The organism is Cyclobacterium roseum, assembly GCF_010119225.1.
Classification (GTDB): Bacteria; Bacteroidota; Bacteroidia; order Cytophagales; family Cyclobacteriaceae; genus Cyclobacterium; species Cyclobacterium roseum.
Window position 1 is genome coordinate 124,973 of sequence record NZ_WNKF01000013.1, and the last position, 18,525, is coordinate 143,497.

An 18,525-nucleotide genomic window follows, 5' to 3' on the forward strand; every position below is an offset into this window, starting at 1 on the left:
AATCCTCCATCAAGCAGCGTAGTGTTACCCATTCCTTAATATCCTTCTTTCTTTCTAAGTTTTCCCAGTCTTTTGTTTTCTGGTCCGCAATTCCTATCACCTACTATGGAGGCGCCTGAATAGCCCGGTAAGCAGCGTACTATCTGAACAGCCAGGCATTGAAAAATAAAAACGGAATGTAGCAATAAAAGATAAAAAAATATGGTAATCGTTTTAAACAATGAAAATAGTTTCAATGCTTAGCTGAATATTTTTCACTAGAAAGAAAGAACAATACCTTCTTACTGCAATTAATTTTTATTAACCAACTGATTAAAAAAAAATATTTTTTCAACTTTTTTCAATTTGTCACTAATTCATGTTGTTTTCAGACTAAAAAAATAAAAACTTAAAATAATATGAATATTCATAGAATTTAAAATTTTTTTATTTGCGAAAAATGGGTCTAAAAAACGGGCAAATCGTAGGATTTTTTCCCCATAAAATATTTTTAAAACAAAAAATTTGTTTTTTAAATACACATATACGTTTTTGAATTTGGACTAGGTCTGATCTAGTGATACAATTGTCTACGGTCGCCATATTGACAGGATGCAATTTTCATTTCTAGGTTCCGAATCCAATAGTAGGTCTATCACTTTACTTTCATTACAATGAAACACCGTTACCTGTCTTATTCATTCTTTCTCTTGCTGTTATTTTTTAACACGGCAGAAATTTCAATTAACGTAGCTCGTTCCCATTCCCCAGCCCTTGGTGAGGTGCTTCCCATGGAAGATTCCCAGCCGGAAATCCGGAGGGAGGCTACGGAAAGCATTCGTAACCTGCTGGCTCCCTGCCCTGGTATCAGTCCCCTGGATTGCAACCAGATTCTACAGGGACTGCAGGTAAATTTTGATTTTACCCAAGACCAGGGAGGTCTTTCCGAATCCGGGTTTACCATGGTATTGGAGCCTAGTGCTCCCCTCAGCACCCCTAGCGATCCGGACGTACCCGGATACGAGCCAGGTTTGATCAGCCGGGATGCCAGCGGATTGACCATTACCAGTACGAAAGGGATCTTTTTCAGCCAGCCTTCTGGCACTCCTTCCAGTAATAATACCAATTCTCAGGTAAATGCGCTGGGTGTCGGATTGGAAGTACCCACCGGTACGTTCAGTGTTTCCTCCACCCTGATCAATCCCAATTTTGAGGTGAGTGGTGTGAGTCAATCCCAGCAGGCGGGTATCTGGCTGGGTAAAGATGAAGATCATTATGTAAAACTCGTGGTGGTAAAAAATGGAACCACCAACCAGCGAAAAATCCAGCTGCAGGTGGAAAACATGGACAATACCACCCAGCAAACGGCATTTCTGGAAATAAATACGGCCAATTTATCTACGAATACCGGCCCCATAACCCTGCGCCTGGAGTTTGACCCTGTAGCCAATACGGTACAGGGTTTTTACCGTTTAGGAGCAGGAGAGGAGGTACTGGTTACCGGTCCCGAGGGAGACGTTCGGGCGGTTCCGGCAACGTATTTCTCAGGACAGACCTATTCCGGGATATTTACGTCACATCGCAATGCGCCGGAGAACGAACCCATTACAGTACTTTTTACTGACTTCTCGATTGAGGAGGCACCGGTAGCCGATCCGGATTTAGTGGCCATCCCTTACCGGATGAACGTGGCCGGATTTGACTACACAAAAGATGGAGACTTGTTTTTGCAGGAAAATACCGATTTCCTGGTGGAAACGGAAGAAACGACAGCTTCCCTTGGTGCCATTCAGGAACCTTATTTGGTTCCAGGAGGCCATGAGGACCTTTATTATCCCAGAAGGTTCGGAGAAAATTTTGGTTACAACTTCCCGATAGCCAACGGACAATATACCGTTCGGGTCCACATGGTCGAGAATTTCCATCAGGGTTCGGGGCTTCGAGTTTTTGACATCCTTATGGAAGGAGAATTGGCCCAGGACAACCTGGATCTCTTTGCACTTTATGGCAGAGGTGTCTTGGGAATTATCCAAAATGACGTGACGGTTTCAGATGGAGAACTGAATTTACAATTCCTGGCCTCAACCAATAATGCCCTGATCCAGGCCATTGAAATTTTACCGTTGACCGCCAGTTCGGAAAAGGATATTCTGGGTTTTTCGGTAGATGGCCAAATCAGTGCAGAAACAGATTTGGGAGCGGGCACCATTGAAGTAGTGATGCCTTCGGGAACAGATCTGACTGCTTTAGCACCCAGCTTCACCCTATCAAATAACGCAACGGTAACCCCAGCTTCCGGTAGTACTCAGAATTTCACCAGTCCGGTTACCTACACGGTCACGGCGGAAGATGGCAGCAGTAAGGATTGGACGGTCACCATTACGGCCCTTCCTTCCGATTTTTCCTTTATTGAAAATTTTGATACCTACGGAACAGGCAACCTGCACGAAATAGCTCCTACGCAATGGCTAAAAGAAAACGCAGGAGATGCATCCATTCCGGTTGTAAACGAAGGTCTAAGTGATAATACCAGCCATTACCTGGATTTTTCCCTGGGCAACCATGCCCATGACCTGATTCCCCTTACGGACAACCCTGTATCCCTTACTCCAAACGTTCCCTTCTATTTTGCTACCTATTTTCAGATAGATGGATTCGGAACGGGTTCGGGTGATAGAATACGAACAGCTATTCGGATCGATGAAAACTCCGGTGCTACTCCTTGGGTGCGATTACAAATGGCCAAAGGGGGCAGTACGGGACTGATCGCGCGTGTCGGCCTGGGTGGACCCGCCTCCGACAACGGCACCCAAGAAGTACCCTTTGGTGAAACCATTCAATTTTTGGTGAAAGGAGTCTGGGATGGTGTTAACAGCATCGCCTATGAATGGACACTGGCCCCAACGCTTTCTGAAGGAGCCAATACCTGGACAAGTGCCGGGAGCCAAACGGTTTCCGGAACACCTCAGATTGGGCGGCTGTTTATCAGTTCTGCTTCTACCAATAATGCCAAAGTCGGGCCGGTGCGCTTAAGTACCGATTATGCCCAGGTGGTGACCGAAGACCTGACTGTGGTACCCCTACTTACAGGAAATGACATTACTTCTTTTTCACTGGCTGAACAAGTTGGGGAGGCATCGATTGATGTCGAAAATCGTACGGTGTCCGTGCTTGTTCCTTTTGGCACCGATCTTACTGCACTTTCCCCAACCTTCGCTCTTTCTGAAGGGGCTAGCTCCTTGCCTGCCAGTGGAGAAAGCCAGGATTTTACCAACACCGTAACTTATACGGTTACAGCAGAAGACGGGACGGAAACGGATTGGACCGTATCGGTAACCGAAGAAGCGGAAGTAGCAAAAGGCTTTCAGACGTTTGCCCTTTCGAATGGAATAGGGGAGGTAAATATCAATCAGGTAGATCAGGAGGTGACGATTCTGGTGCCCTTCGGTACCGATGTTACGGCGCTTTCTCCGGAATTTACTTTTGACGGTTCAGGGGTTAGCCCTGCTTCAGGAGTGGAACAGGATTTTACTAATCCGGTAGTCTATACGATCACAGGTTCAGATGGATCCAGTGCTGATTGGACGGTATCGGTAACGGTGGCCTCCGGTTTTGCGGCCAAAATCAACTTCCAGAACCGCACGACGACTCCTCCTGCCGGCTACCTGGTAGATTATGGCAAGCAGTTTGGCCATGCCTCAGTTACGTTTGAAGAAACGGATTATGCTTATGGCTGGAAGCTGAAATCTGACGGCACTCCAATTGACGCTTCGGATGAAGCAGCCAATAACGGCCCTGGAGTAGGCAGAAACCGCATTGACGGTACCTACGCCTCCGCGACCGACCAGGAGAAACTGGAAGGTACGCTGGTCCATTTTCAGGGGGACAACATTTTGAATGCCACTGGTGGCGTTCAATCCTGGTCCGGGCAACCCAGAGGCAATGAACTGATCTGGGAAATGGAAATTCCCAATGGAACATATGAAGTAACGGTTGGCCTGGGAGATGCAGGAACCGATCTGGATAGCCGCCACAGTGCCACTGTGGAGGGATATACTGCCATTGCGGCCTTTGTGCCGGAAGCAGGAGAAACCAGAACCGGAACCATTACGGTGGAAGTGACCGACGGACTCCTGACCATCACCGGGCTTGGAGGATACAACAGTAAAATCACCTACCTGGACATAACCGCCAGTAGCGGCACCGCTGCCAGTGGGCAATTGAGCTTTGAGCCGGCAGCGGTAAATAACAGCCTGGATCCGGGTGAAGCAGGTACCTTCAGTAGCAGCTTAAGCGGAGTTGGCGCAGGAACCATCGGTCTGGTGATTGATGACAACATCAATGCCGAAGACAAATTTATAACCGGCAGCAACGATTGGTTGACTTTGCCGGAAAGCGCAGCGGCTGGCGCCATTGATTTTGCTATGGATGCTTCCTCTCTCAGCGATGGGGAAAGCAGAAACAATACGATAATTGCCACTGCAGAGGGATTTGCACCAGCATTGCTGGAGGCAAGTCTTACCGTTTCCACTACCCTGAGCGATGAGAAGTCCTTGCTGACTTTTGCATTTCCAGGTGATATCGGGGAAAGTACGGTAGATGCCACCAATTTTGCAGTGAATGTAGAAGTGCCGTTTGGTACGGATGTAACGGCTCTTGCCCCTGAATTCACCCTATCCGAAGGAGCCAGTGCTTCCCCTGAAAGCGGGCAGGTGCAGGATTTTACCAACCCGGTGGTTTACACGGTGACGGCAGCAGATGGCAGCGAGCAGGAATGGACCGTGACAGTGGCCGTAGCAGACCCGCTACCTTGTTCGCCTTGGAGTTTACTGGATTGTGACGGCATACCCAAGGCCCTTCCATTGCGATTGGAATTTGATGGTACGGAAGGTGGATTGGAAGATGGAAGTGGTGTTGGTACCGGGTTTACCATGGTAGATCCTCATTCCGAAGCCCGATTATCGGCTGATTTGCCGGTGACCTATCCGGAAGTTATTGGGTATGAACCCTCTAAAATTTCGATAGGTGGAGGCAATCTGACCCTCACCGCCTCCAAAGGTATTGCCTATCTCAATCCCGGGCAGAGTGGTAATACCAACACCCAGGTAAATAGCCTCGGGGTAGGAATTACCGATCTGTCTCAGCCATTGGTGATAGAAACGCAATTGCTGAACATCAATACAGGAGGAAATTCGGCACAGGCCGGTATTTGGTTTGGTTTGGACGAGGATAATTTCGTGAAACTGAATGTCAATGCGAATAACGTAGAACTACGCAAAGAGCTTAATGCCCTATCAGTAAACGGAGCCGATTCGCCGGATCAGATTCAGGTGGATAATGTCGGCGTTTCAGGCCAGAATGTAACGTTGCGTCTGGTCGTCGATCCTATTGAAATGACCCTCACCGGGTATTATGCCATCGGTGCGGGTGATTTTGTCCAGTTGACCAAGGCGAGCTTGGATGCCATGACCCTGCCTCAGGAATACCTGAATGGTTTGAGCGTAGGAGAGGAGACAGGCCTGGCTTTTGCCGGTATTTATTCTTCCTACCGAAACGGAAGCACGGCATTTGATACGGACTTTGCCTATTTCGCTGTAGATCAGGAAACTCCCCCGCTGAGTCTGAATTTCTCCGTTTCGCAGTTGAATTTTTCCGGTGAAGAAGGGGCGAGTATTGCCGCTCAGTCAGTGGAATTGACTTCCAGTACTGGAAATCCAACCGTCGTTATTTCGGATGATCCGGATTCAGGCGAATGGTTGACGCTCCCCATCAACCCTGCTTTGGGAACACTTGAATTCAGTGTGAAGGAAGGCTTGGAACCGGGGACCTATTCCACCATGGTCATGGGGATAGACCAGCCGGATATGGGATATAGCAATGCAGAAATGGAGGTAAGCCTGGTGATCACGGAAGCAAACGTCGATCCGGGTACACCTGATTTTGAAGCAAACATCAATTTCTCTGATCCCGAAACGGCAGCCCCTTCTGGCTATGTGCGAGATGCAGGTGATACTTTTGGAGCTAGAGGCAACGGCTTCAGCTATGGCTGGCTGGATGCAACTGATGATTCTCCTGCGGACCTTACCCTGAACGGCAGAAACCGTGCAGTAGCCGGAGTATCTGTTTTAGAAAATACACTTTCCCACATGCAGTATGGGGATGTTTCAGCCAATGCAGCCAATGGTTATTTGCCGGATGCCAAATGGGAAATTGAAGTACCAAATGGCACCTATAACGTAACGGTAGGTGTAGGTGATCCAAATATTGATGGCTCGGTGGACGACACGCCTTCCCATACGATTAATGTGGAAGGTACCAATGCCATTAACGCTTTTGTTCCCGAAGGGGAAACAGGAGCGCCTGGCCGATTCACTACCGGTACCGTTCAGGTAGTTGTTGCAGATGGTCGTCTGACCCTGGACCCTGGAACCGGATTCAATACTAAAATTAATTTTGTCCGTATTACTTCCGGAGAAGGAGGCGTACGAATCCCTCGAATCCTCGGGGTGAATCCGGAAGATGGAGCTGTTAACGTATCGGTTACTACCAGTGTTTCCGCTAATAACCTATTCCTACCCAATCCGAATGAAAATGGATTGACTAGTGTAGACAACAGTACCATTACAAACAGTACGGTTAAGTTGTTTAAACAAAGTAATAGCACCCCAATTGGTGCCACCGTCAACGGAACCGGAGGCGGGGATGCCATTAACCTGGTACCAAGCCTGCCATTGGAATCAAATACTACCTATGTTTTTGAGGTAGATGGGGTAAAAGATCTTGCCGGTGAAACGTTTGAGCCCTTTACTTCCTCCTTTACCACTGGTTCCGGAGGAACCCCCGGACCCACCACTGACCTGGACAACGTTTCCTTTACCAAGCAAGGTGCAGTAGCTTCGGGGGCTAAGTATACCACACTTACCATCGGGCCTGACAGCAAATTGTACGGATTGACCATTGGAGGGGATATTCATCGCTGGACCATAAATGCGGATGGAACCCTATCTGGAAAGCAGACGCTTTCTGGCTGGAAAGCCGGGTATGATGGTCGCACGGCAGTAGGCCTGGAATTTGATCCGACTGCTACCGCCGGAAACCTGATTGCCTATGTATCGCACAATTCCGCCGGACTTAGCAGTGCTCCGGATTGGGATGGCAAACTATCCCGATTGACGGGAGCAAATCTGGAAAATGAGGAATTACTGGTAACCAACCTGCCTCGATCTTTGAGAGATCACCTGACAAACAGCATCGCTTTCCGGCCTGGAGAGCCAAACATGCTTTATTTCAATCAGGGTAGTAACAGTGCCGGTGGAGCACCTGATGGTGCCTGGGGTAACCGGGAAGAAAGCCTGCTTTCTGCGGCGACGCTGAAATTGGATTTGACAAAACTTCCTGCTACGCTTCCATTGGACGCGATGACCACCCGGGACCAGTCGGCCATTAATAATGTGGACGTAAATTCTCCCACCCTGGATGGCATGTACAATCCTTATTACGTGGATGCCCCGATAACCTTGTTTGCTACAGGGGTAAGAAATGCCTATGATTTGGTATGGCATTCCAATGGACAGTTATATGTGCCTGCCAATGGTACTGCGGGGGGTAGCAACTCACCTGCCTCTGTCAGCGGTACCCGCAGACCGGATGGCACCATTTATGACCATTCCGATGCCGACTATCCTGCAATTTCTGCCTCAAATAATAACAATGTTCAGCGAGACTGGCTGTTCCGAATGAACCCTTCAGCAGGATTAGGCTATTATGGCCATCCAAATCCATTCAGAGGGGAATTTGTTCTGAATCGCGGGGACGCAGATGTGGATAATTCTGTATATAATGGCGTGCAACCTGACGTGAATTATAGGGGTGCAGCCTTTGATTTTGAATTCAATAAATCTCCAAACGGAGTTATTGAATACCGAAGCAACGCCGAAAATGGAAACCTAACTGGTGCCTTATTGGTAGTCCGATACAGCGGAGGCAGTGATATCATTGCCCTGGTACCCGATGGACCGAATGGAGACATTTCCACCTTCAAGGAAGGCATCCCCGGATTTACCGGATTTGGTGATCCGCTAGACCTGATAGAAGATGTTAGCACCGGAAATATCTACGTTTCGGATTATGCCAGAAACGAGATTGTGCTGCTAAAGCCGAGTAACCAGGCTGCTCCGACACCATCCATTGCGGTGGGTACCGAAGCGGTAGTGGGCGATGCTGTTGTTGGAGAATCTATTTTCGAAGAAGAGATCCTGTTGTCGAATCTGGGCAATGCACCATTGGAAGGAATTACCGCAACGGTAACGGGTACCCATAGCGCTCAGTTTACCGTGACCGGGCTTCCTACGGTAGTCAATGCTCAAAATTCGGCATCCTTTACCGTGGAATTTACTCCAGCGAGCGCCGGACCTAAGTTCGCACTATTGACCATTTCAGGTCAGGGTGCCGATCCGGTGCAGATAAGCTTGAGTGGATTGGGTAAAATTGGTATTGGCGGAAGCGAAGAACCATCTCTGCAGTGGATCCTGGATACCCAATTGGGACAGGGATTGATTGATGTGGGAGATACCGAACCGGCTACCAACCTGATTAATTTACCTGCCGGAAGCTCGTATAACAACCTGCTTGGAGACGAACTGGATATTCAGTACTTCCAGCGGGCTACCGATGCTCCAGTGGAATTGGAAGTATTGAGCGTTTATGGTCCGCAAGGCAGCAATCCAATTGTAGGATTCGGCTGGTACAACAGTACGGATGGCGGTTCTACCCAGGAATTGTTTACGGTACAGAATACCATTTCCGGAAACGGACAGACGCTGAATCCGGTTATCAACGGCGACACTTCGTTTGATCCCGGAACCGGAAGTTTCGGTTTCTATAACCGTTGGCCATTCTTCGAAAATCGATTCCTGTACAGTGAAGATGCCCTGAATACGTTCAGCGGAGCCATTCCTCACCATATCAGGGTATATGCCCTGCCCGGGGAAGCAAACGCTTACATCATAGCCACGGAAGAACACGTCAGTGGATTTGATTATCAGGACATTGTGGTCATTGCAAGAAACGTGAGGCCATTTGATGGAGAAACCACAGGATGCTCGCCTATAAGCTTGCTGGATTGTGACGAGCTGGAAGTTGGCTTACCATTTAGTCTGCAGTTTAGCGGAGACGAAGGTGGATTGGGCAGTACCGGCTTTACCATGGCAGACAACCCTTCTGCCCGTCTGGAAATAGATGGACCGGTGGCTTATTCGAATGTACCTGGATACGAACCTGGAAGACTCAACCTGACAGGAGGAAATCTGGAGGTGAATGCCGCAAACGGAATCGCTTACAGAACCAACGGCAGCACGAATACTACCAGTACCGAGGTTAATTCCCAAATCAATACACTTGGTGTAGGAATGGATGCGGACGGACAAGGTAATTTCAGTATTAGAACTACCATTTTAAACCCTTACAGTGATGGGTCCGATAATGCCGAACAAGCAGGAATTTGGTTTGGATTGAATGAAGACAACTTTGTAAAACTGGTTGTTGCCAATGGTGGAAAAGTGGAGATTCTGAGAGAGATCAATGGATTGGCTCCTGCAGACGTTGCGAATAATATACAGGCAAACGGTGTTTCGGCCATTCATAGCAGTGCGGTCACCTTACGATTGTATGTCGATGTAGAAAACAACCTGCTCACCGGTTACTACAGCCTCAATGGAGGAGCAGAAGTTGAATTGGGTTCAGTAGCACTTCCTGCAGTATATCTCAATGGTAACCCTGCTCACCAGGACCTGACTTTTGCCGGTATTTTTGCCAGCAAGCGACGGGAAGCGGTATCCGAGGTAGTGTACACTTTTACGGAGTTCTCTGTTACTCCTGATCAGTTGCCAGATACGGACTTTGATCCAATCAAGATAAACTTCTCCAGACCAATCGATGATATTCCAGCAGGATATATCAGGGATAGCGGTGCTCCTTACGGGGACCGGGGAGAAGGAAGGACCTATGGCTGGTTGACCACCAATGGTCAGACGGGACTTAACCTGACAGACAATACCCGAAACAGGGATTTGGCCGGGGTAAATTTAATCCAAAATACCCTTATACACATGCAGTATGGGGATGCAGGAGGCACCAATGGTGTCACAACTGAAGGAATATGGGAAATGGATGCTCCTAATGGTACCTATGAAGTAACCATTGGAGTAGGAGACCCTGAGGTAGACGGGCAGGAAGGTACGACTCCTTCCCATACGATCAACGTAGAAGGGGTCAATGCCGTGGATGGCTTTGTTCCAACAGGGCCTGACGGTGCTCCAAGCAGAATGACTTCTGTTTCAGTCACGGCAACCGTACTTGACGGGCGATTAACCATTGATGCCAATGGCGGATTTAACACGAAGGTGCATTCGTTGGAGATCGTTCAAAAAACCGATTCCAATGTTCCGCTGTTTACCAACGTGACACCGGCGAATAATGCCACAAATGTTTCCCTGAATGACCTTCAGGTAAACGTGGAAATCCTTACTCCGGAGGGATACGAGTTGGATAATGGTACGCTTGCTGGAAACATCAACTTGTACGAGTTGACCGTGGACGGAGAGGTATTTGTACCAAGTAACTCCAACGATACCGGTGGAGGAGATGCCATTACGCTTACCCCCATCGAGCAATTAAAAGAGAATACCACCTACTTGTTCCGTATTTCTGGAGTGGAAGCGAATCGCACCGGTGATTTATCGGATCGGTTGACCTTTGCCACCTTTGAATCCAGGTTTACAACAGGTACAGAAGACGACCTGCCGGTTCCGATTAGGGATCTGGAAGGGGTAGCCTTTACGGCCGTTCCTGGCGGAACGGATCTGGGAGACGGTACGGTCAACGAACGATTCTCAAGTTTGGTAATCGGACCTGACGGAAAGCTGTACGCCAGTACGATTGGCGATTTCCAGTCTGACGGGAAGATTTTCCGTTGGGATATGGAGGCCGATGGTACCTTGAGTAACCTGGAAGTATTGAGTCCGGAATTAAACGGTTCACAGCATCCGGAGACCGGCGTGATGGCTGGAAACAATCGCCTGATCATCGGTTTGGTATTTGACCCTGCATCTACTGCGGATAACCTGATCGCCTATGTAACGCACAGTGCAGCCTCGTTAACTAACGGACCGGCATGGGACGGAAAACTGACCAAATTGACAGGTCCCGATCTGAATACCGTGCAGGATTTGGTGATTCACTTGCCGCGTTCTACCAAAGATCACCTGACCAATAGCCTGGCCTTTGACGAGGAGGGGCTGATGTACATTGCGCAGGGAAGTAATTCTGCAGGTGGAGCCCCCGATCCTGCCTGGGGCAACCGGGCGGAGCGATTGCTTGCCGCTGCAGTACTGAGAGTAGACCTGGATAAATTGCCGGCAAATCTTCCGCTGAGCGTGCATACCACGGACGATATCGGAGTGATCAATGCAGCTCCTGCAAATGGGCTATTGATGGGAGATGGAACAACCTATAACCCCTATTCGGCAGACTCTCCGGTGACTATATTTGCCACCGGTATCCGGAATGCCTACGATTTGATCTGGCACTCTAACGGTTGGCTCTATGTGCCCACAAATGGTACGGCCGGTAACAATAATAATTCACCTAATTCTCCAACAACTGCGGATTATGCGCTTGCCAGGAGAATTGATGGGCTGACCAGTATTCCTTTTGCGCCTGCACTTATAGGTGGAGAAACACAGAAGGACTGGTTGTTCAAAACCCAGGGGGGCAGTTATCACGGACATCCCAATCCATACAGAGGAGAGTTTATCCTGAACCACGGAGGTATGCCGTATAGCGGTGTGCCTGGCCAGGAAACCGAGCCTTACAGGGATGTAGCGAAGTACCCAACTACTTTGGGCCCTGATCCGAATTACAGAACACCAGCTTATGATTTCGGAAATAATAAATCTCCGAACGGGGTGATAGAATATAAAAGTGATGCTTTTGAGGGCAAACTTCAAGGGTTACTCATGGTGGTTCGCTTTAGCGGACAGAACGATATTTTGGTAATGGATCCTAATAATAATGGAAACATCGCTGAAGTCTATAATCAAATTCCTGGAATGGGTGGATTTGATGATCCGCTGGATTTGGTGGAAGATCCCAAAACAGGAAACATTTATGTTTCAGAATATGACAGGGACAACAATGGCATCGCCAGACTTACCCTGTTGCGTGCCGCCATCCCAGCGACATTGAAGCCAGAACTGGTAGCTGCGCCTGAGGAATTGTTGTTTGAAACGACCAACAATACTGCGGGAGATCAGTCTCAGACCAAAGTGGTAGAGATTACCAACGAAGGAAACGAAGGCGTGACCATTACGGGTGTTTCGGTATCAGGACCTTTTGCGGATCAGTACGATCCGGTAAGTCCTGCCGGTACGGCAACCCTGGCACCAGGAGAATCGATCAGCTATTCGGTGACCTATGCACCCGACTTGAATACCAGCAACCTGGGATATCAGGAAGCGGTATTGGAAATTGCCACCGATAATCCGGACCAGTCAGTGCTGGAAGTAGGGCTGCATGCCTTGAAGAAAACCGGATATGAAGGTGGAAACGAGCCTCCGCTGCAAGATGTGGTAGATGCCCTTGGCATTGGTATCAATGTAGGCTGGACTTCCCTTTCAGATGGCACGCAGCCAGTATTGAAAGGCGAGGAAGTGCTGGTACAGCAGTGGGTGAAAGCGGGTGCTGAGGACGTGAAAATCACGCCGGTCGGTAGGTATTCGCCAAATGAAGAAATTCCTTTTGGCTGGTATACCCGGAACGAATCGGTAACGCTTAATGAAGTAGGCGTGATGTCCGGAGAATTTGGACAGCATCAAACCCTTTATCCCGAAATTTCGGAAGGCACTGATACATTTGATCCTCAGGGAGCTGTTTTTGGGGTATACGTCACCTCTCAGGTATTTAACCGAACCAATTACACAGAAGACGACCTGAATACCGGAGGCGTAGCCAGAAGGGTGAGGACCTACCCTGTAAAGGACAGGGAAGGTAATCTGGTAGAAAACAGTTACATCATCAATTTTGAGGATGCAACGAACGGAGACTACCAGGATTACATGTTTGTTATTGAAAATGTGATTCCGTTTGAAGACGGTACCCTGCGATTGGAGTTTGATCCGGACGTACTGGCATTGAACGGAACCATAAACGATTCGGATCCTGTCGTACAGGAAGTAACCCTTTCAGCGAATGGGGGATTGACCGCAGGTGAAGTAAGCTTGAGCAGTTCGGACACCAGGCTCAGTCTGCCTGCGAGCTTCGAATTGGGTACCCCATTTGAGATCAGTTTTGACAAGGCCGGGTTGGCTATCGGTAACTATACCACCACGCTTACCGCAGACGCGCCAAACTACGAGCCAGCAACGCTGGAGGTGAGGGTGAATATTACCCAGGAAGCGGTCTACGTGTACCAGTTCAATTTCCAGACACCGGAACAAGTATCCGCATCTCCTGAAGGGTATATTGATGACTTGGGTGCGCCTTATGGTTTGCAAACCACGGATTTGGGCCAGTTGAATTTTGGGTGGGTACTTCCAGGTAGTGAAACACCGGCCGATGCCAGCGTTAACGGGCGAAACCGTAACACGGCTGCCGATGAAGATCCTTTGCTGAATACCTTCACCATTATTGGTCACCGTACGACGGCCACCTATCCGCAAAGAGACTGGATGGTGGAACTGCCAAACGGGTTGTACAATGTAAATATCAGTGTTGGAGATCCGGATTTCGCAGATAGTTACCATGCATTGGATGTGAATGGTGTACGAGTCATAGACTTTAATCAGCAGGGCAATAATCCGGAAAATCTGATTTTTGCTGAAAATACCGAATTGGTGGAGGTTACCGACGGAAAATTGCGGTTGAGTCTGGCTGCAGAAGGTGTAAACGCCAAGCCAAATTACATCCGGATTGCGCCTATCAATACAGCTGCTCTTCCGCCAACCCTTAGTGTTGAGTTTGAAGGTCTGCAGGCAACAGAGGGCGTTTACAGAGGTCCGGTTTCTATCAGTCTGTTAGCCGAAGATCAAAGTGAGAGCGGAGCGATAGAGCGATTGGAGTATAGCATCAATGGCGGTGCCTTCGCAAGTTTTGATGGGCCTTTCGTTCTGGAGGAAACCGGTGATTACGAATTGCTGGTAGAAGCGGAAGATGCCAACGGCAATATCACTTCCAGAAATTACTCCTTCAGTATAGAGGAACCTTCCGACGCATTGTTGGATATGGAAAACATGACCAAAGTTCCAGGCACGGATAGGGGATTCCCGGCAGAGGATTACTTTACCTTCTACAGAATCAATAACACCGGATCTACCGGGGCGAGGTTCCATGACAATAATGTCATGAGGTTGACTAATTCGGGCACCGAACCGTTGGTTATCGATGAAATAAATATTTCCGATGAAAATCGGTTTATCTATAACATCGTACCTCAGGGTATTGAATCTACTGAGTTGCCGTTGACCATACAGCCAGGCGCTTCAAGGGATCTTTCGATCACATTCATAGGTGTAAATGGAAACAATACCACCATGATGAAAGAGACCATAGAAATCATTAGTAATGCCGACAATGGAGCCAATGCTCTGGCAACGCTTCATGGCGGCTATGTACCGGTGCCGGAAGGTGGCAAGGAGATTGATGCGCAGCAGGTATTTGATGCCTTCGGTTTCAAAACCAGCATGCTGAGTATCGTGAATGACGATGGCACCATCGATCCGCCTAATAACATTACATACAGACCGAGTTCGAATTATCCGGTTCCGGCAAATATCGATGCCGGTTACGAAGGTGACATGATCTTATCGGACAATTTCGTACAGGCAGATCCGACCAAACCGGTGATAGGTATTCAATTATCAGCACTTCATGGAGGACCTTCCAGCAATGGATCCCGATTTGTAGAAGTAAATGGCACCGGCACGGTAGGTGGTATGAGTTTTAGCCATCAGGCGAATTGGTACCAAACGTTGCTTCCAAAAGCAGGAGACAATGAGACCATCAATTTCGACGTGTCCAACAGCATCTCCCAGGCCTTCCGTATTTCGGTTGCCGGATACCTATCCAGTGGAGGAAATAACGTCAACGGGGATCGTCCTGATTTACTTGGATTGAGGATTTACAAGGCAATTGATCAGGATGGCAACATCATTCCCAACGAGTACATTGTTCTTCAGGACTTTGTACAGAACGGATGCGGTGCCGGCTCGGCCAATTGTGACTGGAATGATAATACCTTCTATTTTATCAATATCCGACCGGAAGCAGTTCCGACTGCAGCTGCCCTGGAAGATTACCTGGTAGACCTTGGAGACACCTTTAGTACGGACCTTTCCGGATCCTTTGACAAAGGATATCCTGGCAACAAGCTTCAATACAGTGCTACACTTGTAGGGGGCTCAGCGCTCCCGGAATGGCTGACCATTTCCAGTGAAGGAGTGTTGGCAGGAACAGTGCCAGAAGACGAGGAGAATAATTACAACCTACTGATTACGGCGACGGACCTTAATGGATTGACTGCAGATGCCGAAATGAACCTGCTGATCAATAAAGCTCCGGTAGTCGTATTGGAAGCAGATGTAACGGAGGGAAGAGTGCCACTCACCGTAGCCTTCAGCAGTGATAATTCTACTGACGAGGGTGAGATCGTGTCCTACGACTGGGATTTCGGAGATGGAAACAGCTCTGAAGAGCCTAATCCAACACACACCTTCACTACTATAGGTGAATACACGGTAGAACTTACGCTTAAAGATGATAGAGGGCTGTCGAATTCAGCTACCCAGCAAATTCAGGTAGTGGATCTGGCAGAGCCAATAGCGGTAGCAACAGCAGATGTGCAGCAAGGAATTGCACCGCTGACCATTCAGTTTGATGCCAGCGAGTCTGAAGCCAATGGCAGCATTGTAGCTTACGCCTGGGATTTCGATGATGAAAGCAGCTCTACCATGGTGAGTCCTGTGCATACCTTCACTAGTCCAGGCACCTATACGGTCAGCCTGACGGTAACGGACGATAATGGAGCAAATGCGCAAACGTCACTGGTAATTGAGGTAGAAGAAAACCTGCCGCCAGTCGCCGTGCCAGAGGCAAATGTTACCACAGGAAATGCTCCGTTGACCGTTTCCTTTACTGGAGATGGCAGCAGTGATGATCTGGATGATGTGACTTACTTCTGGGATTTTGGAAACGGTGACTCGTCTACAGAAGAAAACCCGTCCTATACCTTTACCCAACCAGGAACCTACACCGTAACCCTGACCGTAACGGATGGAAACGGGAATGTAGACGAGCAACAACTCGAAGTGGTGGTGACTGATCCGGGAGTACAACCTTCGTTCGAACTGCGTATAAACGCAGGTGGCCCGGAAGTCTCCTTTGATGGAAAAGTGTTTGATGCCGACAACTTCTTTGAAGGAGGTAAAACGTACACCAACACCAGCGCAACCGTACCGGCATTGTATCAGACAGAACGCAGCTCAACACCCAAAGTGTTTGGCTACAACATACCGGTGCCGAATGGGACTTACGAAGTGATTTTGCACTTCGCTGAGATTTACCACGGAGCTACTGGTGGCGGTGGTACTGGAACGGCAGGTCAGCGTGTTTTTGATGTAAGCATTGAAGATGCCCTGTTGCTGGATAATTTTGACATCAACGCATTGGTAGGACCGCAAACTCCGGTAACGGAAGTATTTGAAGTAGAGGTCAATGATGGTCAGTTAAATATGGATTTCTCGGCCTTATCAGAGGTTGGGGGAACAGATCAACCTAAGTTAGCTGCATTTGAAATTCTCAGTGTAAATGAGGAACCAGTGGCACCTGACTTTACCCTGTATCTGAATACCGGAAGCGCAGCGGATGTAAGTCTGGAAGGTAAGACCTTTATAGGTGACATTAACTTACCAGACTATTTCGATACGGACCATACCTACACGAATGCTTCTGCAAGTTCAGAACCCCTCTATCAGACCGAACGAGGGTCGGGTGCAAATCTTGCGCCACTGAATCTAAGCATTGAGGTTCCCAACGGAACCTATACGGTAAGCACTTACCATAACGAACTCTATTTCGGTAAGGTAGTCGCAGGTAGTGCCGGAAGCAGGGTGTTTGATATCCTGATGGAAGGACAGCTTGTCAAAGACGATCTGGATCTTTTCCTTGAATCAGGAAATACGCCGGTTAAATTGACCTTTACCAATATTGAGGTAACCGATGGATTATTGGAGATATCGCTAAATCCAAGTGCGAACAGACCTAGTATTTCAGGTGTCGCGATAGAGGGAGCAACCACGGCAAACGAGCCTCCGGTGGCGGTAGCAGAAGCAGATGTAACCTCCGGCTTTGCTCCGCTGACGGTCAACTTTACCGGTGCGAACAGCACGGATGCAGAGGGAGAAGTGACTTATCTCTGGGACTTTGGAACCGGGGTGGCCTCCACCCAGGCAAACCCTGAATACACTTTTGCTTCTGCGGGAAGCTACGAGGTATCACTGACCGTGACGGATGAGTTGGGTGCCAGCAATGCCGCCACCATTACTATTGAAGTGGCGGAAAACCAGCCACCGGTAGCAGTGGCAGAAGCAGACGTAACCTCCGGCTTTGCCCCACTGACGGTTAACTTTACGGGTGCGAACAGCACGGATGCAGAAGGCGAAGTGAGCTACCTCTGGGACTTTGGAACCGGAGTAACCACGACCCAGGCAAACCCTGAGTACACTTTTGCCTCTTCGGGAACCTACGAGGTATCGCTGACAGTCACAGATGAATTGGGTGTTAGCAATGCCACCACCGTTACTATTGAAGTGGTGGAAAACCAGCCACCGGTAGCAGTGGTAGAAGCAGACGTAACCTCCGGTTTTGCTCCATTAACGGTCAGCTTTACCGGAACTAACAGCACGGATGCAGAAGGAGAAGTGACCTACCTCTGGGACTTCGGAACCGGGGTAACTACGACCCAGGCAAACCCTGAGTATACCTTTGCCACAGCCGGTACCTATGAAGTATCGCTGACCGTGACGGATGAATTGGGTGCGAGTGATGAGGCTACAATTAGCATAGAAATAGCTGATAACCAGCCTCCGGTGGCGGTGGCTACTGCCAACGTTACTTCCGGAACCGCCCCATTAACGGTGAGCTTTACCGGAGACAACAGTAGTGATGTGGAAGGTCCGGTTAGTTATCAGTGGGATTTTGGAAATGGATTTACTTCCATTCAGGCAAACCCGGTTTTCACATTCAATCAATTAGGTACCTATAATGTAACGTTGACAGTAACCGATGCGCTGGGTTCAGAAGATACAGATGAACTAGTGGTTACCGTCTCGCCAGATATTGTAATACCAGTAGACCCTTCCTTCGAACTGCGCATCAATGCCGGTGGCCCGGCACTGAACCACGATGGTAAGGCCTTTGAAGCGGATAATTACTTTATCGGCGGACAAAGCTACACCAATAGCAGTGCGACGGTACCGGCTCTTTATCAGACGGAGC

The 18,525-nt window shown here is 48.8% G+C and carries 1 protein-coding gene; it reads left to right on the forward strand.

Features of this window, described 5'->3' with window-relative positions; genetic code table 11:
* Positions 1–653: 653 nt before the first annotated feature.
* Positions 654–18,525 (forward strand): PKD domain-containing protein (locus GJQ68_RS17320; RefSeq protein ID WP_162418554.1); only part of this gene is annotated, 17,872 nt, incomplete at its 3' end.